This window comes from Chelativorans sp., assembly GCF_031180965.1.
Lineage (GTDB): Bacteria > Pseudomonadota > Alphaproteobacteria > Rhizobiales > Rhizobiaceae > Chelativorans.
The window spans coordinates 1-22844 of the sequence record NZ_JAPSLH010000014.1 but is presented as its reverse complement, the minus strand read 5'-3'; the positions used below and the strand labels follow the sequence as shown (position 1 = coordinate 22844).

21 protein-coding genes and 1 pseudogene are annotated in these 22844 nt (G+C 62.1%); 8 read left to right on the top strand and 14 right to left on the bottom strand.

Annotated features, from left to right (window positions below; genetic code table 11):
- Position 1: 1 nt before the first annotated feature.
- The 7 genes from fhmpcd1 to RIN79_RS12275 all read right to left on the bottom strand — a co-directional run bounded on the left by fhmpcd1 (position 2) and on the right by RIN79_RS12275 (position 6522).
- On the bottom strand, positions 2 to 931 hold the full coding sequence (fhmpcd1, locus tag RIN79_RS12305) for a 5-formyl-3-hydroxy-2-methylpyridine 4-carboxylate 5-dehydrogenase (RefSeq protein WP_309084956.1): 930 nt from the start codon (positions 929 to 931) through the stop codon (positions 2 to 4).
- A complete protein-coding gene (locus RIN79_RS12300; protein WP_309084955.1) occupies positions 931 to 2556 on the bottom strand; it encodes a choline dehydrogenase in 1626 nt (541 codons plus the stop codon). The genes fhmpcd1 and RIN79_RS12300 overlap by 1 nt, the downstream gene beginning before the upstream one ends.
- A gap of 75 nt (positions 2557 to 2631) precedes the next feature.
- Entirely contained in the window at positions 2632 to 3354 is a 723-nt protein-coding gene (locus tag RIN79_RS12295) for a class II aldolase/adducin family protein (RefSeq protein ID WP_309084954.1), read from the bottom strand.
- A gap of 72 nt (positions 3355 to 3426) precedes the next feature.
- On the bottom strand, positions 3427 to 3885 hold the full coding sequence (locus tag RIN79_RS12290; protein ID WP_309084953.1) for a YbhB/YbcL family Raf kinase inhibitor-like protein: 459 nt from the start codon (positions 3883 to 3885) through the stop codon (positions 3427 to 3429).
- Positions 3886 to 3897: 12 nt separating this feature from the next.
- A complete protein-coding gene (locus RIN79_RS12285) occupies positions 3898 to 4506 on the bottom strand; it encodes an amino acid synthesis family protein (RefSeq protein ID WP_309084952.1) in 609 nt (202 codons plus the stop codon).
- Between the two features lie 66 nt (positions 4507 to 4572).
- Positions 4573 to 5712 (bottom strand): NAD(P)/FAD-dependent oxidoreductase, encoded by a 1140-nt coding sequence (locus RIN79_RS12280; protein WP_309084951.1) that lies wholly within the window; start codon positions 5710 to 5712, stop codon positions 4573 to 4575.
- Between the two features lie 42 nt (positions 5713 to 5754).
- Positions 5755 to 6522: an alpha/beta hydrolase gene (locus RIN79_RS12275; protein WP_309084950.1), complete on the bottom strand. Its 768-nt coding sequence runs from the start codon at positions 6520 to 6522 to the stop codon at positions 5755 to 5757.
- A gap of 252 nt (positions 6523 to 6774) precedes the next feature.
- On the opposite strand from RIN79_RS12275, the gene RIN79_RS12270 reads away from it, so the two are divergent.
- Together RIN79_RS12270 and RIN79_RS12265 are read left to right on the top strand one after the other, a co-directional pair.
- Positions 6775 to 7446: a GntR family transcriptional regulator gene (locus tag RIN79_RS12270; protein ID WP_309084949.1), complete on the top strand. Its 672-nt coding sequence runs from the start codon at positions 6775 to 6777 to the stop codon at positions 7444 to 7446.
- 148 nt (positions 7447 to 7594) lie between these two features.
- Positions 7595 to 9151, top strand: a complete 1557-nt coding sequence (locus tag RIN79_RS12265; protein WP_309084948.1) for a GMC family oxidoreductase — start codon at positions 7595 to 7597, stop codon at positions 9149 to 9151.
- Between the two features lie 50 nt (positions 9152 to 9201).
- Here the strand turns inward: RIN79_RS12265 and RIN79_RS12260 are convergent, their stop codons facing one another.
- On the bottom strand, positions 9202 to 9960 hold the full coding sequence (locus tag RIN79_RS12260) for a LytTR family DNA-binding domain-containing protein (RefSeq protein ID WP_309084947.1): 759 nt from the start codon (positions 9958 to 9960) through the stop codon (positions 9202 to 9204).
- 313 nt (positions 9961 to 10273) lie between these two features.
- Here RIN79_RS12260 and RIN79_RS12255 point away from each other — a divergent pair, with 313 nt between their 5' ends.
- The gene (locus tag RIN79_RS12255; protein WP_309084946.1) at positions 10274 to 11806 is read left to right on the top strand and encodes a hypothetical protein; all 1533 of its coding nucleotides are present in this window, start codon (positions 10274 to 10276) and stop codon (positions 11804 to 11806) included.
- A gap of 225 nt (positions 11807 to 12031) precedes the next feature.
- On the opposite strand, the gene otnC is transcribed toward RIN79_RS12255, so the two are convergent.
- The 4 genes from otnC to RIN79_RS12235 form a co-directional block, all read right to left on the bottom strand.
- Entirely contained in the window at positions 12032 to 12673 is a 642-nt protein-coding gene (gene otnC / locus RIN79_RS12250; protein WP_309084945.1) for a 3-oxo-tetronate 4-phosphate decarboxylase, read from the bottom strand.
- Positions 12670 to 13926, bottom strand: coding sequence for a 3-oxo-tetronate kinase (gene otnK, locus RIN79_RS12245; protein ID WP_309084944.1), 1257 nt, complete (start codon positions 13924 to 13926; stop codon positions 12670 to 12672). Before otnK ends, otnC begins: the two co-directional genes overlap by 4 nt.
- A gap of 14 nt (positions 13927 to 13940) precedes the next feature.
- Positions 13941 to 14846 carry a PfkB family carbohydrate kinase gene (locus tag RIN79_RS12240; protein WP_309085021.1) on the bottom strand — a complete coding sequence of 302 codons (906 nt, stop codon included), beginning with the start codon at positions 14844 to 14846 and terminating at the stop codon, positions 13941 to 13943.
- 85 nt (positions 14847 to 14931) lie between these two features.
- Positions 14932 to 15921: a TRAP transporter substrate-binding protein gene (locus tag RIN79_RS12235; RefSeq protein WP_309084943.1), complete on the bottom strand. Its 990-nt coding sequence runs from the start codon at positions 15919 to 15921 to the stop codon at positions 14932 to 14934.
- A gap of 192 nt (positions 15922 to 16113) precedes the next feature.
- Here RIN79_RS12235 and RIN79_RS12230 point away from each other — a divergent pair, with 192 nt between their 5' ends.
- Genes RIN79_RS12230 through RIN79_RS12210 form a run of 5 tightly spaced genes read left to right on the top strand, consistent with a single transcriptional unit; the run spans position 16114 to position 20366 of the window.
- Positions 16114 to 16650: a TRAP transporter small permease subunit gene (locus RIN79_RS12230; protein WP_309084942.1), complete on the top strand. Its 537-nt coding sequence runs from the start codon at positions 16114 to 16116 to the stop codon at positions 16648 to 16650.
- Positions 16647 to 17927 carry a TRAP transporter large permease gene (locus RIN79_RS12225; protein WP_309084941.1) on the top strand — a complete coding sequence of 427 codons (1281 nt, stop codon included), beginning with the start codon at positions 16647 to 16649 and terminating at the stop codon, positions 17925 to 17927. Before RIN79_RS12230 ends, RIN79_RS12225 begins: the two co-directional genes overlap by 4 nt.
- Before the next feature lie 17 nt (positions 17928 to 17944).
- Complete coding sequence (locus RIN79_RS12220) at positions 17945 to 18865, top strand: class II fructose-bisphosphate aldolase (RefSeq protein WP_309084940.1); 921 nt, start codon at positions 17945 to 17947, stop codon at positions 18863 to 18865.
- A 21-nt stretch (positions 18866 to 18886) separates the two neighbouring features.
- On the top strand, positions 18887 to 19714 hold the full coding sequence (locus RIN79_RS12215) for a DeoR/GlpR family DNA-binding transcription regulator (RefSeq protein WP_309084939.1): 828 nt from the start codon (positions 18887 to 18889) through the stop codon (positions 19712 to 19714).
- A complete protein-coding gene (locus RIN79_RS12210; RefSeq protein ID WP_309084938.1) occupies positions 19707 to 20366 on the top strand; it encodes an aspartate/glutamate racemase family protein in 660 nt (219 codons plus the stop codon). The genes RIN79_RS12215 and RIN79_RS12210 overlap by 8 nt, the downstream gene beginning before the upstream one ends.
- A gap of 991 nt (positions 20367 to 21357) precedes the next feature.
- Here the strand turns inward: RIN79_RS12210 and RIN79_RS12205 are convergent.
- Positions 21358 to 21562: pseudogene (locus tag RIN79_RS12205) on the bottom strand (integrase core domain-containing protein); the annotation flags it as partial.
- A 229-nt stretch (positions 21563 to 21791) separates the two neighbouring features.
- Positions 21792 to 22172 (bottom strand): substrate-binding domain-containing protein, encoded by a 381-nt coding sequence (locus RIN79_RS12200; RefSeq protein WP_309084937.1) that lies wholly within the window; start codon positions 22170 to 22172, stop codon positions 21792 to 21794.
- Between the last annotated feature and the right edge of the window lie 672 nt (positions 22173 to 22844).

The following is a 22844-nucleotide window of genomic DNA, read 5'->3' as shown; positions in this document are numbered from 1 at the left end:
GTCAGTCACGTCCCTCAAGGATGCGCCGGATGGCGACCAGCTTGCGCGCGCGTTCGCGCTGGAGTTCGGCGATGCGCTCGGGCGTGTAGGCGTAGATCCCTTCGCCCGACTTGATCCCAAGCGTGCCGGCCGCGATCTTCCGGCCAATCATAGGCGCGACATCCTTGCGGTCGGAAAGGTCCGCATTGAGGAACGAGGAAACCGAGTTGTAGATGTCGAGCCCGGCCATATCGAGCAGCGCCATCGGCCCGACGACGGCGAGCTTGTAGCCGATGCCCCAGGACACACAGGTGTCGATGTCCTCAGGCTCGATCACGCCGCGCTCGACGAGGTCGACCACCTCGCGAAGCAGCGCATAGAGCACCCGGTTCTCGACGAAGCCCGGAACGTCCTTTTTCACCACGACCGGCAGGAGACCGAGCGAGCGAATGAGGTCACGAATGGTCTGCACCGTCTCCGGAGCGGTTTGTTCGCCGCCGATGACCTCGATCATCGGGATGATGTGCGGCGGGTTCGACCAGTGCATGCCGACCATCCGTGCAGGATTTGAGATGTGCGCCTGCAGCTGCGTGATCGGAATGCCCGAGGTGTCCGATGCAACGATCGTGTCCGCCGCGATCAGGCCGTCGATCGCGCGATAGACATCGGCCTTGATCGAAAGGTTTTCCGGAACGTTCTCGATGACGAGGTCGGCGCCGGCAACCGCCTCGGCGATATCGCCGGTGAAGCGCACCGTTCCTGCACCCGTTGCCGGTGTGGCGATCCCCAACGCGTCGAGAACGGTCTCTGCCGCGCTCAACATCGTTTTCGCGCGCTCGATGGCCGCCGGGGCGACATCGCAGGCGGTAACCTGGAGGCCACCTCTGGCGAGCCTGGCGGCCATGCCCGGCCCCATGGTACCCAGACCGATAATGGCGATGCGCTGGATCATCACGCTGCCCCGCTTGCTTTTGATGTGGCGATGAGGTCGGCGGCTTTCTCGGCAATCATGATGACTGCCGCGTTTATGTTTCCGCAGACCAGGTCGGGCATGACGGAGGCGTCAACCACTCTGAGGCCGCCAACGCCGCGAACGCGCAGCTCCGGGTCGACGACCGAGGCCGCGTCCGCCCCCATCCGGCAGGTCCCTGCCGGATGATGCACGGTGATGGAGGTCTGGCGGATATGCTCGTCGATCTCGTCATCGCTCTGGCATTTTGTGCCAGGAAAGAATTCCGCCTGGATGAAGGGCTGCATGGCGGGCTGGGCCGCGAGATCCCTTGCCACCCGAAAGCCGGCCCGCAGTGATTCCCAATCTTTGGGCGAGGCGAGGAAGTTCTGATGGATCAGCGGTGCGGCGGCAGGATCGGCCGAGGCGAGCTTCACCGCCCCCCGGCTTTCGGGCTGTGTCGCCACCACCCGGGTCGCAAAGCCATCCGGGAAGGGCTCCTTGAAGGGCTTGAAATAAGGCCAGGCAGCGAGCGGAGCAGCCGTGAAGAGAAGCTGCACATCCGGCAACGGCCGCTCAGGCCCGCTTTTCAGGAATGCCACCACGCCGCCGGGGACGTCTGCCGAAAACCCCGTTCCGGTAAGGTAGGTCTTCAGGAAATCGAACGCGATCCGATCCGCACGCATCTTGCGCAGGAAGGGGCCGGGACTCCGGCGCCGGTACATGAGGATGACCGAGACGTGATCCTGCAGGTTCTTGCCGACGGCCGGCAGATTGACTCGCGTCTGAATGCCATGGGCCGCAAGCTCCTCCGGCGCGCCTATGCCGGAGAGCATCAGGAGTTGCGGCGTGTTGATCACGCCGCCTGCGAGCAGAACTTCCCTGCGGGCGAGAACCGTGCGTTCGGCGCCGCGATGGCACATCGTGATGCCGGTGGCGCGCGTGCCCTCCATAACGATCTTCGTCGCCATCGCTCCCGTCAGGACGGTCAGGTTCGACCGCTTCAGGACCGGCCGCAGATAGGCGGACGCGGTTGAGCACCGACGGCCTTTCGAGATCGTCATCTGCAGGCGCCCAAAGCCTTCCTGCTGCTCGCCGTTGTAGTCCTTTGTCTGCGGATAGCCCGCCTGCTCGCTGGCCTGCGCAAAGGCGTCGATCAGCGTGTCCTTGTAGCGGCAGAACTGGGTGTTGAGTGGTCCGGAGCCGCCGCGATAGTGGCTTTCGCCCCCCTCCCAGCTTTCCTGCTTGCGGAAATAGGGCAGGACCTTCTCATACGACCAGTCGCTGAGCCCGCTTGCTGCCCAGCGGTCGTAGTCGCCGCGATTGCCCCGCACATAGGCCATGGCGTTGGTCGAGGATGATCCGCCGATGACCTTGCCGCGCGCGCACTCGACCCTGCGTCCGCCGACATTGTCTTCAGGCTCGCAGAAATACATCCAGTCGTGGCGACGCTCGGTCAGAATCTTGCCCCATCCGAGCGGAATATGGATCATGGGGTCACGGTCCCAGCCGCCGGCCTCGAGCAGCAGCACCGAACATCTGGGATCCGCGCTCAGCCGGTTGGCGAGCACGCAGCCGGCCGATCCGGCCCCAACGATGATGTAGTCGTAGCTTTCCGCGTGCTGCATGTTACGCTTGGCCGCCTTCCTCCAACGCCTCGCGCCGAACCGGCGTTCTCCGGCGTCTCTCATGGTCCTTCGGCCCTAGGCCAACCCTGCCTCCTTGAGGCGTTGCGACCAGTGATCCCATCCCCGATCGATCTGGGCGCCGACGAGCTTGCCTGCGGTCTTGATCTCGCCCGGCGACAAATACTTGATGTTGCCGATCTGCAGGCCAACCGTCTGCGCCGCAGCGTTCTGTTCCGTGTAGAAGGCGCGAAAGACCACTTCCCGGATCGACTTCCCGACATTCACGACGCCATGGCGCGCCATGAGAACAACGGCCTGATCGCCCAGGCTTTCGGCGATATCCCGGCAGACATCGCGGCCACCGCCGAAGAGGTCGGTCTCATCACCGTGCTTGTCGCGTATTTCGTACACGGGAACCCGTTCGCCCAGAAACGCGCCCATATGGGTCACGGGCCGCAGCGGCTGATCGGTGAAACAATAGGGCAGGACGGCCGGAGAATGGCTGTGCAGAACGCAATGAACGTCCGGCCGTGCCTTGTAGATCTCGCTGTGAATATAGCGTTCCAGGTAGGCCGGCCGATTGTCCGTCGTCTCACCATCGAGGTTGAAACGCAGGATGTCATCGGCCGTGATCAGGCTCGGAGCAAGCTTCTGCGCCAGATAGAAGCTCTGGGGATCCTCGGGGTCACGGGCACTGATGTGCCCGAACGTATCGAGGATGCCCTCGTTTAGCAGGATCTTCGTCGCTGTCACCAGCTCCTCGAAGATCGTCTGGCGAGCGGAGTTGCTGTTTGTCACTCTCGAATTCTCCCATTGCACAGCGAGCACGTTCGTTCTTGTTCTTGTTATTGATCGCTGCGGCCGCTGCTTTCATTTGTTCTCGTAAGTGCCGACAATCCGGTTCTGCTCGATGATGTTTCCGGCATATTTCTGGAGGAATTCCTCGCGGGTAGGCGTTCCCTCGACCTTTGTGTCCAGGGCGTAGACCCAGAAATAATAGTGATGCACTCCGTGGCCGGCCGGCGGCTGAGGCCCGTAGTACTGCTTGTCGCCGACGCCATTGGGTCCCACGCGAAACTTCTCCTGCGCGTCAGAAAGATCGGTCGTCGACGGATCGATGCCGTAGACGACCCAATGCGTGAAGCCGTTGGGCAAGGGCGCGTCGGGGTCATGGCAAATAACCGCGAGTTCTTTTGCACCCGCCGGGACGCCGCTTATCGTCAGCTTGGGCAGGACGTTGCCCTTGTCGCCGGCATGCTCATCCCGCATTTTCCCGAGCGGCTGGAAATCAGCGGATGTAATCTTGAGGTCCTTGATGTTCAGAGGCATGGAATTGGTCCTTTAATAGGTTCCGATCGAACTAGATGGCGGCCTTAGGTCAGCGACGGATTTGCCGCCGACGCGCTGATGCACGCGCGGGCCGGTTGCGGCGGCGACGCAGATCAAAAGCTCATTCGGGCGCGGGCTATCCGGTACGGAGAAGGTGACGGCGTCATAGTGGGAACGGATGTAGAGCTCATCCTTGTGGGCGAGCGGTATGTCGATGGATGCGCCGGCGGCGGCCACTTTGCTGGCCGACGAGATCCAGGCCTTCCCGCCACCTACCTGTTCCCGCAGTGGGTTTCCAAACGCGGTGGTGATGCAGGCGACGACATGCTCCTGCTCACCGGCTGTGCCGGCGATACCGCCCTTGCCATAGCTTTCGACCGGCCTGTTGCCGAGCAGGGCCACGACTCGCTGGCCGAGCGCATGACCGATGGCCGGACTGGGATCTATGAGAGGGGACAAATCGGCGACGAATTTGCCAGCAAAAGGATTGCGTATGACGACGCCCACCGCCGCCTTGACGAGGGTATCGCCAGGTTGTCCGCCGTCATGCCGGATTTCATGAACGGTCGAATACCAGCCGCGCACCTCATAGTGTTTTTCAACTTCAGCCGAATAGTCCATTCTCATCTCCTAGGCAGAGCGCAGCTCCCGCGCGCGCCAATTCATTTGTTGAGCGGCTGACCGACGCTACTGGGGCCATGAGAACACGCGGCGCAGCGGATCGTAACGAGCAGCCTCCAAGGCTGCCGGCGTGAACATGTTTCCCTTCGAGAGCGAACGGTTCGCCGCATATTCGCCAGACAGGGCCTGGCAGCGATCCGTGATCGGGCGAATGCGCTTTTCCCAATCGACCAACGCGTCTTCGACGGAGGAGCCTGTTTCCAAGTCTTGCGACAGGCTGAAAGCGTTCACCATCGCGCAGCCGGCGCCTTGGGCAAGAGCCGGGCACATTGCATGTGCGGCATCTCCCACAAGGGCGACCTTGCCCCTCGTCCAGCTAGCCAGCTTGGTCGTTTCGTACTTATCGTATCTGGCAGTTTCCAGCTTCGCCGCCTCGATCAGGCACGGCTCCAGAAAGGGGAACATCTCGACCCAGACTTCCAGGTCGATCGGGACCCGCGATCCGCGTGGATCCGCGGCCGGGGCCATGAGGCCCAGATAGAGCTCGTTCTCATTGCAGGGAGAATAGAGAATCCGCTGCACGCGCGGCCAGAAGTTCCACATGTCGATGGTGTTATCCCACTCGCCATGGCCAAGTTCCTTCTTCTTGCGTGGGACAATCAGTCGGATCAGACCGTCTATGGAAATCCACCGGTCCTGCTCGAAACCGATGGAATCCCTGACCTTGGATCCAACACCGTCGGCGCCGACAATCAAATCGGCTTCGAGAACCTCTCCAGTCTGGAGGGTCAGGCGCCCTTCCGGGTCGGCGGCAACGGCCTCCGAATTCACGCGGATATCGACACCCACGGCACGGGCACGAGCAACCAATGCATTGTGCAGGTGACTCCGGGTCATGATGCGCCAGGGAAGACCGTTGAACGTCTCCTTCGAGATCGACTTGTTGTGCAGCCAGGTCTCATAGGTTGGAGGCGTGTGGGAGCCCTGGAGAACGTCGTCCAGGGCGCCTATGCCTTCGAGCACGCGAAGCCCGTTGTGCCAGAGGTAGATGCCTGCGCCGAATGCCCGCAGTTCTGAGCTCTTCTCGTGCAACCTGACATCCCAACCGTTCTGCCTCAGAGCGATGGCGGCTGTCAGACCCGCAAAGCCGCCACCCGCGACTTCCGCGCGACGCGACTTGCCGGATGTTTTGTTCACATTGGCCATTTTCAGATCCTATTGCGTACAAGAAGACGGCGTGATCGGCCGTCAGGCATCGATGAAATTCGTGATCGCTTTCAGCGTGATGTCGGGAGACACCTCATTGACGTAGTGATCAGCGTTCGGGACGACGACCACAGGCAGGTCCGGGCGCAGCCGGCTTGTCTTTGCCAGCGCCGCGGCCGAAACCAACTTGCTGAGTTCACCGCGGATGATGAGGACGGGCTTCTTCACTTCGCGATAGGCAGGCGTCAGGTCTGATCGCAGGCCCTTGGCGGTTTGAGCCATGGCAGTGGGCGACGCCAGTGGACGCAGCCCGCCATCGACCGGCTGATATCCGCTTTCGGCCCGAATTCTGATGGCATCGGCGGGAATGTTCGGATACCGGTTGGCCAGATATGCCTCGACGGCCTGTAAATTCTCGAAAAGCTGATCTCCAGCGTTTACACGGGCCTCCAACGCGTCGAACACTTCAGGCTCGATATATGGCGTGAAGTCGATTGCTATGACCGACCGCACCAGGTCCGGGTATTTCGCGGCAGCCGTGACCGAGTTTCTCGCACCCAGCGAATGTCCCACGAGAATGGCAGGACCTTTGTCGAGACTGCGTATCAGGGCAGCGATGTCGTTTGCGAAATCGTCCGCGTTGTAGCCGCTTTCCGGCTTACCGCTCTTGCCATGGCCCCTTTGATCAACCGCTATGGTGGTGAAGCGATACGAGAGCCGAGTCATCAAGGGTGCAAAGACGGCGGAGTTGGCGGTGATGCCATGAAAGAACAGCATCAAAGGGCCGTTGCCGGCCTCGCGGACGTTCAAGGTGATTCCACCCGTATCGATCCGTCGCGAGTTCAATTGGCCATAAGATGCATTTGCCGCCAAGTTCAACGCCCCCCAGACCGTTTCCCCTCTCATCCCAAGGGATCACATTCCCCGCAGCGCGTCAACAGGATTGTCTGACAGTCTTTCAATCTTGATAATTGACAATCTACTGGTTCGCTGATGTCCATTTGCTGCGGCGTCGCGTAAGATGCGATAGATTGCGACGCGGGAGCCCACGAGATTCGACCGATGACGCCAGGTTTGAATTTGCGGATTTCACCAAGAACGGTGCAGCAGGAGACCGTCGACAAGCTACGGTTCGCCATCTTTTCTGGAATATTCCCGCCGGGAAGCCGCCTTGTCGAAAGTCAGTTATGTGCGCAACTCGGCGTCAGCCGCCCCTCATTAAGGGAGGCGCTGCGTAGCCTTGAAGCTGAACGCCTGATCGAAATTGTACCCAATCGCGGTCCGTCGATACCGGCGCTTTCGTGGGAGGAGGCAACAGCCATCTACGAGGTTCGAGAGCTGCTGGAAGTGGAGGCTGCTGGACGATGCGCGTTGAGGATTTCCGCGGAGCAGCTGCATGAACTTGAGAAGTCCCTTTTGGCGTTCGAAGCGGCGGCATCCAGCAATGACAGCCTGGCCCAAGTCATGACCGCCGCAGACTTCTATTCGACCATACTCGGCAATTGCGGAAACCCTGTCCTGGAGGAAGTCCACCGCGGTCTCGTAGCCAGAATCAGCTTCTTTCGCGGACGGTCGATGTCATTGGAAGGCAGAGCACAAAGCAGCCTGGCTGAGATGAGGGAGATCTTCGAAGCCATCGCCGCTGGCGACGAAAAGGCCGCGCGCAAAGCTTCGAAGAAGCACCTCTTAAGGGCGAAAGCGGCGGCGAAGAAATCCATGGAAGGCGGCGCCTAGTCTTTCCGGAAGGCGGTGCTCGTTTGAAGGGTTCCAAATCCTTCATGACGTTTTGAACGAGGTGACCGACGAGCATAAATCACCGCGGGGCTTCTTTCCGTGTCGAACATCCGGACATCGAAACCGGCACGTGCCGTATAGGGTGGCGATGACCAAGGCTGAGGTTGAAAGCAAAATGACTGCCGATGTCGTCATCATCGGCGGCGGCTCGGCTGGCGCTTTGCTTGCAGGGCGATTGAGCGAGGAGCCGGCTCGTCGCGTCCTGTTGATCGAGGCAGGCGAAGAGGCGAGCGACCCCGACATCTGGAAGCCCGCTGCATGGCCGGCGCTTCAGGGCCGCAGTTACGATTGGGATTATCGCACGGAGCCGCAAGCCGGAACCGCGGGCCGGGTGCATCACTGGGCTCGCGGGCGGGTGATCGGCGGATCGAGTTGCCTGCACGCGATGGGTTATATGCGCGGCCACCCTTCGGACTTCCTGGCTTGGGTCGACGCAACCGGCGATTCCCGATGGAGCTGGGAGGAACTTCTGCCTGCTTTCCGGGCGATCGAAGACCACCCTCTTGGCGGCAACGGCCTTTACGGCAAGGGCGGGCCAATGCCCGTTCATGTGCCGGCGGAAGAAGTAAGCCCGGTCGCACGAGCCTTCATGGAGGCAGGCGCTTCTCTGGGGCTGCCCCGCCTTGGAGGTCACAACGGCGGAGAGATGATCGGCGTCACCCCCAATTCCCTGAACATCAGCAACGGGCGGCGCGTAACGGCAGCGGATGCCTGGCTGACGCCGGCCGTTCGGGCGCGCGATAACCTGCGCATCGTCACGGGATCCCGGGCGCGACGAGTTAAGCTCGATGGCAGTCGGGTCCGCAGCGTCGAAGTCGTGGGGCGAGAAGGTTTGGTCAATGTCTTTGCAGACCAGATTGTCTTATCCGCAGGCGCGCTGGAAAGTCCCGCCTTGTTGATGCGCTCGGGCATCGGGCCGCAAGTTGTGCTGAGCAAGGCAGGCGTTGATTGCCTGATTCATGTACCGGACATAGGCAGCAACCTTCAGGACCACTTGCTCGGCGCTGGTAATCTTTATGCGGCCCGCAGGCCTGTTCCTCCATCGCGTCTCCAGCACTCGGAGTCGATGGCCTATATGCGCGCTGCCGACTTCACCGCTACAGGGCAGCCTGAAATCGTCGTCGGTTGCGGCATAGCCCCGATCGTGTCTGAGCGCTTTCAGGCCCCTGCTGTCGGCTCGGCCTATTCGCTGCTATTTGGGATCACCCACCCCACAAGCCGCGGCAGCGTGCGCATAAGTGGGCCGGAACTCGGGGACCGACTGATTATCAATCCCGCCTACTTGCAAACCCGCCGGGACCGCGAGCTGTTTCGCCAAGCTCTCCAGGCGGCGCGGGCAATCGGGCATCGAGACGAGCTCGCCGATTGGCGAGAGCGGGAACTCCTGCCAGGAACCCTCAACAACGCGGCCGAGATGGACGACTTCATCGCGCAGGCGGCCATCACACACCATCACCCCTGCGGTACCTGCAGGATGGGTAGGGATGCAGACGCCGTCGTGGATGCGAATCTGCGGCTAAAGGCGCTCGACAATCTGTTTGTCGTGGATGCTTCGGTCATGCCCAGCCTCACCGCAGGGCCCATTCACGCGGCCGTTCTCGCCATAGCCGAGACCTTCGCTCGGACTATGGTGACGGGAGATTGATGCGGATCGTCTCTCGATTGCCCGGCTGGCGGTCACTCGTGCATGAGCAGTCAGGCCGTGTCACGTTCCTGGTGGTTGCTCATAGGAAGGACAGGCGGGAGCCAGCCCGCCGAGCGCAGCGTGGCAACTTTCGCGCGTGCGACAGGTGCTTCGATGCCTGTCGTCAGGCGGAGGCGCAGGTTGCGTCCGTCACGGATGACGCCCTCGACAGCATGGCGCGCCACCCACCATGATCGGTGAACTTGCAGGCCGTCAACCGCGTCCAATTGAGCGATCGCCTGGCCGAGCGGCATGAGCAGCAATTTCGAACCGCTTCGCGTATGAAAGCGGACGTAGTGATCCTCCATCTGAAGACAGATTACGCTACGCCGCAGTTGAGGCGACAGGCGCGCGGTCCAATGGGGGGCGACTGCTACTCCCTCTCGGCTGGGCAGTGGCCATAACGTCCGGAAACGAAAGGCGACATACAGTAACAGGCAGATTGCGCTTATGGCCAAGGTCTGTCCGTGCCACTCGATCCAACCGACCGACGTGTCTACTTCCGGCCACAACGTGACCGCCAGCGTCCGGCTCATGATGGCCAGCGGCGGCGCGGACACGATCAGTATGCCTGCCATCCAGATCCAGGGGGGTAGCCGCCGGTAATGAGCCCACGCGCAGGCAAACCTTACGAAGAGACCTAGCACGATGCCGCTGAGCATCAGGACAGCCGTCCAATAGGCCATGACTGTTGGGAGAGACCCGTTCAAGAACGTGCCAAACGGCCCCACGATGCCAAATGCGAGGCCGGCCACGATGCACGCGGCCATGTCGGCCGCCCACCCCTGAAGAGAATTGAGGCGATCAATTCTTTGACGCGTCATAGTCGACCGTGCCTGTCCATTCGCCAGCTCGTGCGCGCCCATTGGCCCATTCACGAATAATGGCTGGAGGCATGATCCCAGCCTGAGGGATTATCTACTCCACCAGGGCCTCTCATCACGAATCCTTAGTCCCTGCTGCACAAACCGCAGGGCGCCCTGCAATGGTCGGGTAAGAGCACCGAGTTTCCATCAATCAGGAGGGCGATGATCGCGGCAGTTGCCGGATGATCGATGCCACAGCACAAAGTAGGAGGGTTGTTTGCGTATCGTCATTGCCGTGACGGCACTTCTTGCGCTCGTTTCGAAGGTAACGAATCCCGCTATCGCGCAGGGTGAGATGAACGGCACCACTCGCTTCGGGGGCACAGCGCAAATCTTGTCCCTGCCGCCATTGCCGTTGCATGTCGAGCTACACCAATCCGATGAAGCCGTCACTGGAAGGCTGTCCATACCCGATGCCACGTTCGAGCTGCTGGAGGCTCAGGGCGGCGACACTATTGTAGGACGGTTCCGCGGGGTTGGCGGCAGCGGCGTGGTATTCTTACGGATCGATGGATCGACGCTGACCGGGACGTTCGACTTGGACGGTGCGCCAGGGACCATCTCCGCCCGGCTCACCACGGTTGACGCCAAAACGTTCTTTGCTGCTCCTGAACAGAACCTGACGATTTCCAGTGCGCAATGGCTGGAGGATCTGGATCGCCTGGCCGCAATTTTGCGATCTAAGCACGGATCGCCCTTTCACCGCATATCACGCAAGGAGTTCGAGCGCGAGCTGGAACGCGTTCGAAACGCGATTCCGCGACTCAGCGGCGTCCAAGTTGCATTGGAGTTTCGCAAGCTCGGCGCCCTCATAGGGGATGGCCATACCGCGGTCGCGCTGCCAAGTGGGACGGTACGCCTGCCGGTCGAATTCTACTGGTTCGAGGATGGGGTGCGGATTGTCGGCATCTCGGCGCCACATCAAAGCCTGCTGGGCTCGCGTTTGATCGCCGTGAACGGCGTGCCTATCGCGCAGGTGATCGAACGCATGCGCGCGTTCATCCCGCAGGGTGAAACGCGGCAGCATGTCCGCGCCGAGATTCCCGGTCTGCTGAGCAACCCCGAGATTCTCGAGGGGGTACGAGCAGGCGGCACGGGACCGGTGCGGCTCACGTTGGAAAAGCCCGGCGGCACCAGCACCCGTCTGCAATTGAAACCCCAAGTCAAGCTGTTGGCGACGCCGCAGCCCCGACTACCCTTGTGGCGTCGCAACGCTGGGCAGGGATTCTGGACCGAGGGGCTCGCTGACGGCAGCGTCTACGTGAACTGGCGCTCCTATGGCAATCTGGCGAGCGAGGCGGAAGCTTTGTTGCGGGGCCTCGACGGAGAACACCCGCGCCGGCTGATCATCGATCTTCGCGACAACAGCGGCGGCGACTACAGCAAGGGACGGGCCTTCATAGATCAGATCGCGCGCCGACCGTGGCTCAACAGACGGGGCGTTCTGTATGTCATCATCGGGCGGTCGACTTTCTCGGCGGCCATGACGAATGCCGTCGACTTCATGCGCACGACCAATGCACTGCTTGTGGGCGAAGCAGCCGGCGCGGCGCCAAACAATTGGCAGGAGGTCCGCCGTTTCCACCTGCCCAATTCCGGCCTCGGCGTCAGCGTCTCGACGCGCTATTATGAATTCCTTCCCGGCAAGGAGAAAGTTCGACCCGATCTGGCTGCGCCACCAGAGCTAGAGGACTGGGGTGCCGCAGCCGACGCTGGGCTGCGGCGAATTCTGTCGCAGCCGGTCCCCTGAGCGCTTCCCCTAGGGAGGCAACATCGGCTCACTCCTCCGAGGCGGCCACATTCGGTTGGAAGTGACTGCACAGTACGGCCCGGGTCCAGGGCGATACGATCCGAAGAAAGCAAGTGCGAAGGGGACAATGAGAGGCATCCTGCTACGCATTCTACTGACCGCCGCAGTACTCATTGCGGCCAGCGTCCCTTTCCCTCAGGCACCCACGGCGCGCTCCGATCGCGCCTAGAGACCCGAAGCCCTGGCGCGCACGGCGTCGATCTGTTCGGGTGCAAGCCGCCGCGGATTCAGGCCGTGGCACAGGAGGACCAGACGCGCGGTAGCCTCCAGCTCCTCCATCGCCTCCACTGCGGCGCTGAGATCGCCGGCGGCGACGACCGGGCCATGGTGGGCAAGGAGCACGGCCGGATGGCGGCCGGCGAGCTCGCGGATCGCGGCCCCCATCTGGGGATCGCCGGGCGCGAAGAACGGCAGCAGTTTGACCTTGCCGAGCTTCATCACCGAATACGCCGTCAGCGGCGGCAGGACATCATCGGGATCGGTATTGGGAAGGATCGAGAGCGCGACGGAATGAGTCGCGTGGAGATGAACGACCGCGCCGGCGGCGGTCGTTTCGTAGAAGGCGGTGTGAAGCGGCATCTCCTTGGTCGGCGGGTCGCCGTCAACGAGGCGGCCGTTCGCGTCAAAGCGGGACAAGCGGGCCGGATCGAGCCTGCCGAACGATGACCCCGTCGGTGTAACCAACAGGCCGCCGTCTGCGAGCCGCGCGCTGATATTGCCGGTAGACCCGTGCGTCAGGCCGCGGTCGAACATGGATCGTGCAAGAAGGCAGATCTCTTCCCGCAGCCTTGTGACTTCGCTCGTCATCCCGCCATCATCTCCGCCGCCTTGATGAAGAAGTCGTCGCTGCCGAAGTTCCCGGACTTGAGCGCCAGGGAAAGGGTGGCGCCGCTGACTTTCAGGATGGGAACGCCGGGATCGATTTCCGGTCCGATCTCGAGCGTCTCGCCGGCAATGGCGCCGACCACCGCTCCGGAGGTTTCGCCGCCAGCCACTACGAGCCGCCTGATTCCCTGCGCGACGAGATGCTTCGCCGTGTCGGCGAAGAACGCCTCCAGCTTCGAGGCCGCAGCTTCCCTGCCATATCTGGCTTGCACTTCGGCCACCGCATCGGGTTCAGCGGAAGAATAAGCAAGCGGTACCGCATCCTGGTGGCGGGCGAACCAGGAGGCCAGATGCTGGGCCTCGAGAGATCCGGCCATGATCTGGTCTACGCTGATCGCGAATGTCGGCTGGCATGCGGCCTTGTGACTTGCGATCTGCTTGCGGGTGGCCGTCGAACAGGAGCCCGACAGGACGGCGGCTGGTCCGGGCGTTCCTGCCCATGCGCGGGAGCCACCCTCTCCTAAAAGCCCGGCTCGGCGGAAGTTCATCGGCAAGCCCAGAGCCGCGCCTGAGCCGCCGGTTACCAGGCGCAGGTTCCTGGAGGCCGCGCCGATGGCCATCAGGTGGCTGTCCTGAAGGGCGTCCACTACAATCAGCCGACGCCCCTTCCGCGCTTGCGCTTCGAGTGCGGCCTCGATCGCCTCTGCGCCCTGGGAAACAATGCTGTGGTCGATATGACCAACCCCGCTGCGGGATTGGCGCGCGAGCCAGCGCCTGATGTCGGAATCCGTCATCGGCGTCAGCGGATGGCGCTCCATCCCCGACTCGCTGAGCAGACGGTCACCGACGAAGAGGTGACCGTGGTAAAGCGTCCGCCCGGTCGCGGGAAAAGCGGGGCAGATGATGGTGCGGTCGACGCCAAGTCGGTCCGCAAGCGCCTCGACCACCGGGCCGATATTGCCGTCCGGCGTCGAATCGAAGGTGGAGCAATATTTGAAGAAGAACTGGCGGCAGCCCTGCTCCTGCAGCCATTGCAAGGCTGCCAACGACATCGCCACTGCCTCCGGGGGCGGGCATGTGCGCGATTTCAGCGAAATGACTGCGGCCTGCGCCCCGGGCAGAGCCCTTTCGGTCGGAATCCGGGTATACTGCACGGTGCGCATACCGCCCTTTGCCAAGGTGTTGGCGAGGTCGGAAGAGCCGGTGAAGTCGTCGCCGATGCAGCCAAGCAGCATGGTTTAGCTCTCTATCACGGGGAAGCCCAGTCAACACCGGCGCGAGCAGCCTGCAGTTCCTCGATGTCGGCTCGGCTCGGCATTCCGTTCCACCCCCTGATGTCCCGGCACTTGACCGCTGCGGCAAGAGTGGCGAAACGTGCAGCTTCACGCACGGTGGCGCCCTCCCCGATCGCGAGAGTATAGGCGCCGTGAAAGACGTCGCCAACGCCGTTGGAATTGATCGCCTCGACTTTCAGCGCCGGAACGTGAAACAGGTCGCCGCCTGCAACCCATAGCGAACCCCGGTCGCCGAGGGTGACGCCAATAACCTGCTCTGCATCTGCCAGCACCTTGCGGAGACCCGTTTCCGGATCGTCCGATCCGCTAAGCTGCCGCAGCCCCTGTTCGGAGAAGACCGCGTGGTTTGCACGCGCGCAAAGGCGGCGCAGGCTGGCGGGGTCGCCCGCATCCGCATCGAGCACGCTCGGGACGCGGCAGCGCCGCGCCGCGTCGAGCAGCGCTTCGGCGCCTTCAAGCCAGCGGATATCCGCGAGCACGGCCGACTGGGCGGCCACGTCCGAAAGCGGCAGCCAATCGGCATCCCTCGGGAGATCGCCGGGAAAATTCGTCAGCATTCTTTCGCCGGCGGAATCGATGTGAACCGCGGAGGTGGAGGTCCTGCCCCCCTGAACGCGCAGGACACCCCTCGTGTCGACCCCAATCCGTTCCAGTTCGGTCACGAGCGCCTGGCCGGCCAGGTCTTCGCCCACCCGGCTCAGAAGCCTGACGGCTCCCCCGAGAGCTGCGACCGCCACTGCGGCGGTCGCAGCCATTCCCCCGCCACGCTCGATGAAATCGTGCGCAATCGTTTTGGAGGGTCCCGAAGGAAGCGTCTCGACGAGGAAGACTCGATCGAGCGTCATGCCTCCGAGGCACATGATGCGGGCTGGATGCAGCGGCCGTCGCAGCATCATGCGACCCGTCGGGAAAGCACGTCCATCCCCGTCAACCGGCCTCCTTGGGTTACTTCACCGCCTCGATTGCGGCCGCAGTCGTGACCGTCCAGTCCTGGGCGAACAGCCTGTCGATGGCGGGGCGTACCTTCTGCATGAAAGCAGCATAGTCCGGCTTGGTGACGGTCATGCCCTCCTCCTGGAGCTTTGCCAGCAATTGCTCCGCGCTCTCCTCGGACATCTTGTCGCCCAGCGCGAGCGCCTCCGCTGCCGCCTCATCGACAATCTTGCGGTGCTCCTCCGAGAGCCCGTCATAGAATTCCTGGTTCATCAGCCAGAGCGACGTTGCATAGAGGTGACCTGTGATTGCCAGATGGCTCTGGGCCTCGTGCAGCTTGAATGTGTAGATCTGATCGTACGGCCCCTCGGAGGCGGAGACCACGCCGAGCTTCAGAGAAGTAAAGAGCTCCGGCAGGGCAATCGGCACCACCACCGCGCCGGTTTCGGCAAAGGCTTCAATGAATGGCTTCGATTGCCCCATGCGCATCTTCACGCCGGCCAGGTCGTCAACGAATTCGATCGGCTTGTTCGATGTTATGTGGCGATAGCCGCGGCCCATGATGCCGAGCTCGTGGATGCCGTTCTGCTCCTTGAATATCTTTCTTACCCCGTCGCCGAGCTCACCCTTGTAGACGGCGTAGAAGTGGTCCTTGTCGCGGAAAACGAAGGGCGCGTCGAAAAATGAATAGGCGGGCGCCAGCGTGACGATCGGATAAGTGCCGAAGACGCCCATCTCGATCTCGCCGATCTTCAGGGCTTCCAGATTGTCCTTTTCGCCGCCCATCTGGCCGTTCGCGAAGAACTGGACGTCGATCGCGCCTCCGCTCTTTTCTTCGACGATTTCGCCGAAACGCATGGCTGCGCGGATCATGTCCGTGCCGTCATTGAAGGCGCTGGCCACACGGATCGTCACGTCTGCAGCTTGCACCTGGGCAATGCTTGCCAGTGCTGTGGCGGCAAGGCAGATCGCGCCGATCGTCCTGAGGAATCCTCTCTTCATATTTCACCTCCCGATAGCCCGTGGGCATTGCACGCCACCTCCCGTGGCGCCTGTCCTCTTCTAGGCGCTGAATCCACGAAAGGCAACATTTACATTCATGTACAGGCAAATTATCGCGGGCGTGTGTTGTTTTATGTGGTTTTTTGTGAGATTAGCGTCACTGGACGGGTTATTATGCGAGGGAGGACCAGGTTGTCAGACGCAGGCAGGATCAACGGAGCCGGCGCGGCTGCAGGCAGGGCGCACAATGCGCTCACCGCCGGAATAGCCACGGTGGCCGGCTGGATATCGACTCTGATCGGTATCCTCTTCGGCGCAATGCTCCTCCTGGTTACCGCGCAGATCTTCTTCCGGTTTGGGCTGCAGGTCTCCGTGCCCTGGACGGAAGACGTGAGCCGGCTCCTCTTCATCTATGTCGTCTATCTCGGCGCTTCGGCTGCATTCCACGAGCGGGCCATGATCGTGATCGACACCGTGCCGTCGCTCTGGCCGGGCACCGCGGGAGGGCTGGCGCTGATCTCGTCCGTGGTAACCGCCCTCGTCACCGCCTTCCTCTTCTACGCCAGCATTCCGATGGTGGCATCGAGCTGGAACACCTCGCTTCCCACCGTGAGCTGGATCTCGAATGGCTGGGCTTATCTGGCCTTCACGATCAGCTTCGGATTGATGCTGCTGCACAGCGGCGCGCATGTGGCATTGTGGTTGATCGGCCGGAGGGCGGCATCATGAGCCTTGCCTATGTCGGCTATCTCTTCATCTTGTTCGCGCTTACTGTTCCGGTCGCCTTCTCGATCGCCGGCACGTCGATCCTGGTCACCCTCATGGAGCGGGGTTTCGACTTCAATCCCGGCTTCATGGTCCAGCGGGCGGTCTCCGGGCTCGACAACTTCCTGCTGCTGTCGGTTCCCTTCTTCATCTACACCGGCAAGATCATGAATGCGGGAGGCATCACGCTGCGGATCTTCCGCTTCGCCAACGCGCTTGTGGGCCAGGTGCGAGGCGGTCTCGCCCATGTCAACGTGATATCCAGCATCATCTTTGCCGGCATGACAGGAACCGCCGTGTCCGATGCGGCGGGCATGGGTCCCGTCGAACTGAAGGGCATGCGCGACAATGGCTACAAGGATGATTTCTCGGTTGCCGTCATCGCCGCCTCCTCGACCATCGGGCCGATCATCCCGCCCTCAGTGCCATTGGTGATCTATGCGCTGATGACGGGCGTCTCCGTCGGGGGAATGCTTCTGGCAGGGCTGCTGCCAGGCCTGCTGATGGGCGCCGCGTTGATGGTCTACATCGCCGTCTATGCCCGTATCCGCGGCCTTCCAGAAGGCTCGCGCTTCCAGGTGCGCGAACTCGCCGAGAGCTTCTGGTACGGTCTGCCGGCGCTGCTCACGCCTGTGATCATCATCGGCGGCATCGTCTCAGGCGTGGCGACGCCGACGGAAGCCTCCGCGGTCGCCTGCATCTACGCGACCTTCCTCGCCGTCATCGTCTACCGCATCACGACCTGGCGCGAGGTGCTCAGCATCATGCGGGAGACCGCCGTCGACACCGGCACGATCATGCTCATCGTATCGATGGCCATGATCTACGGTTATCTGGTCACCCGCGCCGGCCTCACGGATGCCATGGTCGACGGCATCGCCGCAATTTCAAGCGACCCGCTGGTCGTCGGGCTGCTGATCGTGGGCTTCCTCCTCATCGTCGGCTGCTTTCTGGAGGGCACCGCCGCCATTATCATCCTCACGCCCGTCCTCCTGCCGATCATGCTGAATGCGGGCATCGATCCGCTGGCTTTCGGCGTCGTCGTCGTCTTGACCATGATGATCGGTCTGCTCACGCCGCCCTTTGGCATGGTGTTGTTCGTGATGGCGCGCATCTCCGGCCTGCCGCTCCACGCCATCGTGCGCTCGACCCTGCCCTTCCTGATCCCGCTGCTGATCGTCGATCTGCTGCTGGTCCTGTTCCCGCAGATCGTGACGATCCTGCCCGACCTCCTCCTCTAGCCGCCAGAAGGTTTTCCATGCCCACTCCCGCCACATCCGCACCGTCTGTCCTTCCGCTGGCGCCGGTCCTTGCCACGGCCTGCAGGAACGGCTTTGCGGTCGGGTCATTCGCCCCGCGCTACACGAGCATGATCCGCCCGATCCTGCGCGCCGGCGAAAAGCTCAACTCGCCCCTAATCGTCCAGATCTCGCAGCGGGAGATGGAGCGATACGGGATAACGCCACACGAATTCGGCGAGGCCTTCCGGCGCGGGATGGACGAGGTGCAACCCACCGTTCCCGTCGTGCTCCATCTCGACCATACGTTCGAGCTGAGCGTCATCGCGGCGGCAATCGACGCGGGCTTCACATCCGTGATGATGGACGGCTCGGCCAAGCCGTTCGAAGAGAATGTCGCGGTTTCTCGGGAAGCGGCGGAGCTGGCGCATGACCGCGGCGTCTCGATCGAGGCGGAACTCGGAAAGATCGGGACCACGGATTACGTGGAGACGGATGACGATGTCGAGCTCTACACGGACCCTCAGGAGGCAGCCGACTTCGTAGAGCAGACCGGGGTCGACGCGCTTGCCGTCTCGGTCGGCACCGCGCACGGGCACTATATCGTCCGCCAGCCGAAGATCGATTTCGAGCGCCTCCGGCGCATCCGGGAGGCGACGCCGGTCCAGCTCGTGCTGCATGGCGGCTCGGGCGTCCCGGCGGAGATGATCCGGCGCGCCATTGCGCTACCCGGCGGCGGGATCAGCAAGGTCAACATTGCCACCGATCTCGAGGCGGGCCTGCTCGCCGCGCTTGGCCGCGAGAGCCGGATGAGCAATGCCGAGTGCTCCGCGCTCCCGGATGAGCAACGCCGGAAAGCGGAAAAGGCGGTGGAGGATGTCGTGGCGGACAAGATCGAATCTTTCCTGTTGAGCGCGGGCAAGGCAGATCTTTTCCGCTGACGGAAGTTGAACGGTGGCGCTGTGAACCTGGACGCAAAAGCACTCATGCAAAGCGAGCGGCTCGCCGCGGTTCTGGCGGAGATCGAGACGCAGGGGCGGATCACGGTGACGGACGCGGCTTCCCGTTTCGGCGTCTCGGCCGAGACGGTGCGCCGCGACCTCAAGCTGCTCGCATCCGACCGAAGGGTGCAACTCGTACGCGGCGGAGCGATCCTTGCCCGGAGCAGCACCTCCCCCGCCCTGCAGGGCGAGGCGCTGCCCTCGGTCGAGTTCCGCGTGCGTTCCAATGAGGCGGAGAAGGACGCGATCGGGCGGCACGCGGCAGAGCTTGTTGCCGACGGCCAGGTCGTGCTTCTCGACGGCGGCACGACGACGCTTTCCGTGGCCCGGCATTTGAAGCCCCGGCGCAACCTGACCGTGGTGACGAACAATCTTCTCGTTGCGCAGGAGATCGGGCGCCGGCCGGGCTGGCGGGTGCATGTCATCGGCGGCGAGCTTTCGCCCCTGTCCATGAGCCTTGTCGGCCTCAGCGCCGTGCAAGGGCTGCAGAACGTGGCGGTTGACATCGCCTTCCTCGGCGCGGCGGGAGTGTCGGCAACCGGCGGGTTCACCAGCCCGGACCCGTTCGAATCCGAACTGAAGCGCGGCATGATGGCGATCGCGCGCCGGGTGGTGGTGGTGGCGGATCACACGAAGCTCACGACCAGCGGCTTTGCGGCCTTCGCCACACCGGAGAAGGTGGACGTTTTCGTCACATCCAAAGGCGCCAGGGAAGAGATGCTTCAGCCTTTCCGCCGGGCGGGCGTCGAAATCATAGTGGCAAGAAGCGAGGCTCGACACGATGACTGAGAAGACCACGCGGCTGGCGGTTGTGCACACCGTCGGCACCCTTCTTCCCCTCTTCAAGCAGAAGCTGGCGGAGGCCTATCCGGGCGCCGACGCCTTTCACATGCTGGATGAGAGCCTTCTGCAGGACCTGATCCGCCACGGCCAGACGCCTGGCCTGGTCGCCCGCGTCACGGCACATGCCCAGCTCGCGGAAAAGGCGGGCGCCACGGTGATTCTTTTCACCTGCTCTTCGACATCGCCGGCGATCGACACCGCCCGCAAGACCGTGGGCATACCGATCGTCAAGATCGACGACGCCATGGCGCGTGAAGCCGCGGCCCGCGGCAACCGCATCGGCCTGCTTTGCACGACGCCGAGCACGGTGGAGCCCAGCTCCGGGCTGATCCGCACCCATGCGCAAGACCTGGGGCGGACGGTGGAAATCGTGACGGCGCTGGAGCAGGACGCATACCATGCGCTCATGCGCGGAGAGAGGGATGAGCATGATCGCATCGCCAGCAATGCTGCGCGCCGCATGATGGAGACATGCGACGTGATCGTTCTTGCCCAGGCTTCCCTGGCGCATCTTGCCGAGCGCCTGCAGCAGGAGACACCTGTTCCAGTGCTGTCCAGTCCGGACCTCTGCATCAAGTCGCTTGGACAATACCTCTGACCGGCGGGAACGGCCCGAAGCGAGAAGACAAGATAGAGGTTAGCATCCTGATCTTTCCCGCGCTCGAGGAAACTCTTCGCGAAGGAACCTACTGGTGATCTCGCCTTCATCGTTGGGGGATAGGTGCCCGCCGACGGGAACTTCTTCGCCGCGCAGGTAATAAAGGAGGCAAGTCAGCCCATGGCGCCCCCAAGATCGGAGCAACGTAAGCCACCGAAGCGGAGGCGACTGACGGAGCTGGACGCGCTTCGGTCGGCCACGGGAACATGGCCAGCCTGTACACGCGCAGCGCGACCGAATGCTGCTCGCAGGGCGCCTCTGAAAAGATCAAGAACGCCCAACGCCCGCACCCTGACCATCAGGTGCGGGGAAACGCCCAAAAAAAAGAGAAGCAATGTCGATGGCGTGGAGATTAGATGGTGCGGTCGAGACGCAATGGTATGTCCTATATAAACTCTGAACTCATTGTGTTTTCTCTTCGTCACGCATGAAACTGTATCACAGCTTGTATCGCATTCTGCGTCGCTAGGTGCGGTTTTCCTCGCCTGTTACCTATACAAGCCGCGCATGCGCGCCGCTGCATCGAGCAAGCCGCTTGTTAAACGTTTTAATGTGGCTATCGCAGCCTAGCCAGCTTGCCGACTGGAAGAGCGGCAGGATGCCAGGCAGGATGAACTTCGTGCGCCACGTACACATGGCGATTACGGGATAGTTTTGACCGACTACTCGACCGGCGCGTGTGTCATCCAGCAGCAATGTTTGCAACTTACCTTCAGGTCACAATTTCACCTGGGTGTCCTCTGTCAACCCCATGGGAGACCAGGCTCATAGACGCATGTGAGCAACTCCTGTGCGAGATCTGCAGCATCGAAGAGCTGACCGCGCGCCGGGTTGCTAAAGTCGCCGGCAAAACGGCGTCTGCGGTGAGCTATCATTTCGGCTCACAGGAGCAGCTCGTTGACCCGCCCTATGAGGTGGTTCGGTTTCAGTCTTAGTGCATTATCGGCTTCTGGGCCAATGCCGGAGGCGATCTGGGTGGTGCCGCGGGCATGACGATTGCCTCCGGCGCCGGTGGCTTATATCCGAGCGACCAGTGCGCTCTCTCGGTGTTATAGCGCCGCCATGCCTCGACGATGACCTTCGCTTCGGCGAGGCTAGAAGATCTTACCGTTAAGCAGTTCGCGCAGCTTCGCAACGTTCTCTTCGGCTTGTGCTCCTTCTGGGCATTCCAAAGTCCTCTCTAAGGCTAAACAGCCTACTTCAAGGAGGACCACTTTTCTGGGGGCAGACCAGGACCGTAAATGCAGCTCGACGGCCGTGAACCAAATTTTACCTCCGCCTGATTTAGGGATCGCGCATCGAAGATGTCCAGAAATGGAAAAAAGAGGGGGCGAGCCTGACGCGAATGACGAATAAGAGAGCGGTTCAGGCAAAGATCACACGTAAGCGTTCATGTGCTCTCCCGGACCAGCAACTCGTGACCGACGTCGTGTACTGGTGAAATGGGCCTCTCGCCCGCAATTGCGTAAGAATGAGCGAAGCCGCTTCACGGCCATGCGCTTCAAGGCGCGCCTTCACAGTTGTAAGCAGTACCGGCAGGAGGGCTGACATGGCAAGATCGCCGAAGCCGGCGATCGCCACCTCGGATGGCACGGCAACGCCGCGCGAGAGGAAGGCCATCGTCGCGCCAGGAGCGAGATTGTCCGTTTGGAAGAACACCGCGTCCGGCGGGCGCGGGCTCTCAAGCAGTTCGAACATCGCCGCATGCCCCTGCTCCAAGCTCGTGGGCGTTTGCAGGAAAACCATGTGACTATCCTATCAAAAGCCCAGCGGCCGACTGTGCTCTGCCGGACCCAGTGTCAGCGGTAATCTCCTCATTGTAGCCTGTGGCGAGGGGCAGTTTCTTGCGTTCGAAGAATCTCACCAGGCTAAGCTCGCATCGGCGTTCTGGCGGCCAGTCGCTCAGCAATCTTGACCACCGCAGGCCTGATCTTACACGTTCAAACGTGGCGACGACACGATCGAAATGGATGCCGCGGATCGGCCCGCAAGCGCCTTGCGCGCTAATCTAGCGAAATTCGGCTCTCACCGATTGTGTCGCCGCTGACCAAGGGACATGAGCATGCCGACAAGCAAGAGCGCCGCAATGGCGGTGTTCACGAGTGTCGCAACGTCTAGGGACTATCCGTCTTCGCTCGGCGAAATAGTGGTAAATATCTGAGCGTGTAGTTCTCGGCGCTCCGGAGTGGCTTTCATTGCGTAAAGGCTTGATTTTCCTCCTCATAGTCCTCATCGACCAGTTCTGGCTCGGTAATCCCGCTGCCGTGGGCAAGGAAGGTCTCCAGCCAGCTTCATTCGGATTGGTCACGCCGCCCTGGTAGAGCCGGTAGGCATAAGCGCCCCCAACCACCGCCGGGTCGCCGTCATAGGTGAAGTGGCCCAGAAGCGTGAAGGTGCCGTTGGACGTCCCCCCGACAT

What these genes read in the sequence shown, in the direction of transcription:
- RIN79_RS12285 (WP_309084952.1), bottom strand. Translation starts at nt 4,506, where the DNA reads ATGGACTATTCGGCTGAAGTTGAAAAACACTATGAGGTGCGCGGCTGG.
- RIN79_RS12290 (WP_309084953.1), bottom strand. Translation starts at nt 3,885, where the DNA reads ATGCCTCTGAACATCAAGGACCTCAAGATTACATCCGCTGATTTCCAG.
- RIN79_RS12280 (WP_309084951.1), bottom strand. Translation starts at nt 5,712, where the DNA reads ATGGCCAATGTGAACAAAACATCCGGCAAGTCGCGTCGCGCGGAAGTC.
- RIN79_RS12240 (WP_309085021.1), bottom strand. Translation starts at nt 14,846, where the DNA reads ATGTGCCTCGGAGGCATGACGCTCGATCGAGTCTTCCTCGTCGAGACG.
- otnC (WP_309084945.1), bottom strand. Translation starts at nt 12,673, where the DNA reads ATGACGAGCGAAGTCACAAGGCTGCGGGAAGAGATCTGCCTTCTTGCA.
- RIN79_RS12225 (WP_309084941.1), top strand. Translation starts at nt 16,647, where the DNA reads ATGAGCCTTGCCTATGTCGGCTATCTCTTCATCTTGTTCGCGCTTACT.
- RIN79_RS12270 (WP_309084949.1), top strand. Translation starts at nt 6,775, where the DNA reads ATGACGCCAGGTTTGAATTTGCGGATTTCACCAAGAACGGTGCAGCAG.
- RIN79_RS12235 (WP_309084943.1), bottom strand. Translation starts at nt 15,921, where the DNA reads ATGAAGAGAGGATTCCTCAGGACGATCGGCGCGATCTGCCTTGCCGCC.
- RIN79_RS12210 (WP_309084938.1), top strand. Translation starts at nt 19,707, where the DNA reads ATGACTGAGAAGACCACGCGGCTGGCGGTTGTGCACACCGTCGGCACC.
- otnK (WP_309084944.1), bottom strand. Translation starts at nt 13,926, where the DNA reads ATGCTGCTTGGCTGCATCGGCGACGACTTCACCGGCTCTTCCGACCTC.
- RIN79_RS12265 (WP_309084948.1), top strand. Translation starts at nt 7,595, where the DNA reads ATGACCAAGGCTGAGGTTGAAAGCAAAATGACTGCCGATGTCGTCATC.
- RIN79_RS12220 (WP_309084940.1), top strand. Translation starts at nt 17,945, where the DNA reads ATGCCCACTCCCGCCACATCCGCACCGTCTGTCCTTCCGCTGGCGCCG.
- RIN79_RS12260 (WP_309084947.1), bottom strand. Translation starts at nt 9,960, where the DNA reads ATGGCCGCGTGCATCGTGGCCGGCCTCGCATTTGGCATCGTGGGGCCG.
- RIN79_RS12200 (WP_309084937.1), bottom strand. Translation starts at nt 22,172, where the DNA reads ATGGTTTTCCTGCAAACGCCCACGAGCTTGGAGCAGGGGCATGCGGCG.
- fhmpcd1 (WP_309084956.1), bottom strand. Translation starts at nt 931, where the DNA reads ATGATCCAGCGCATCGCCATTATCGGTCTGGGTACCATGGGGCCGGGC.
- RIN79_RS12300 (WP_309084955.1), bottom strand. Translation starts at nt 2,556, where the DNA reads ATGCAGCACGCGGAAAGCTACGACTACATCATCGTTGGGGCCGGATCG.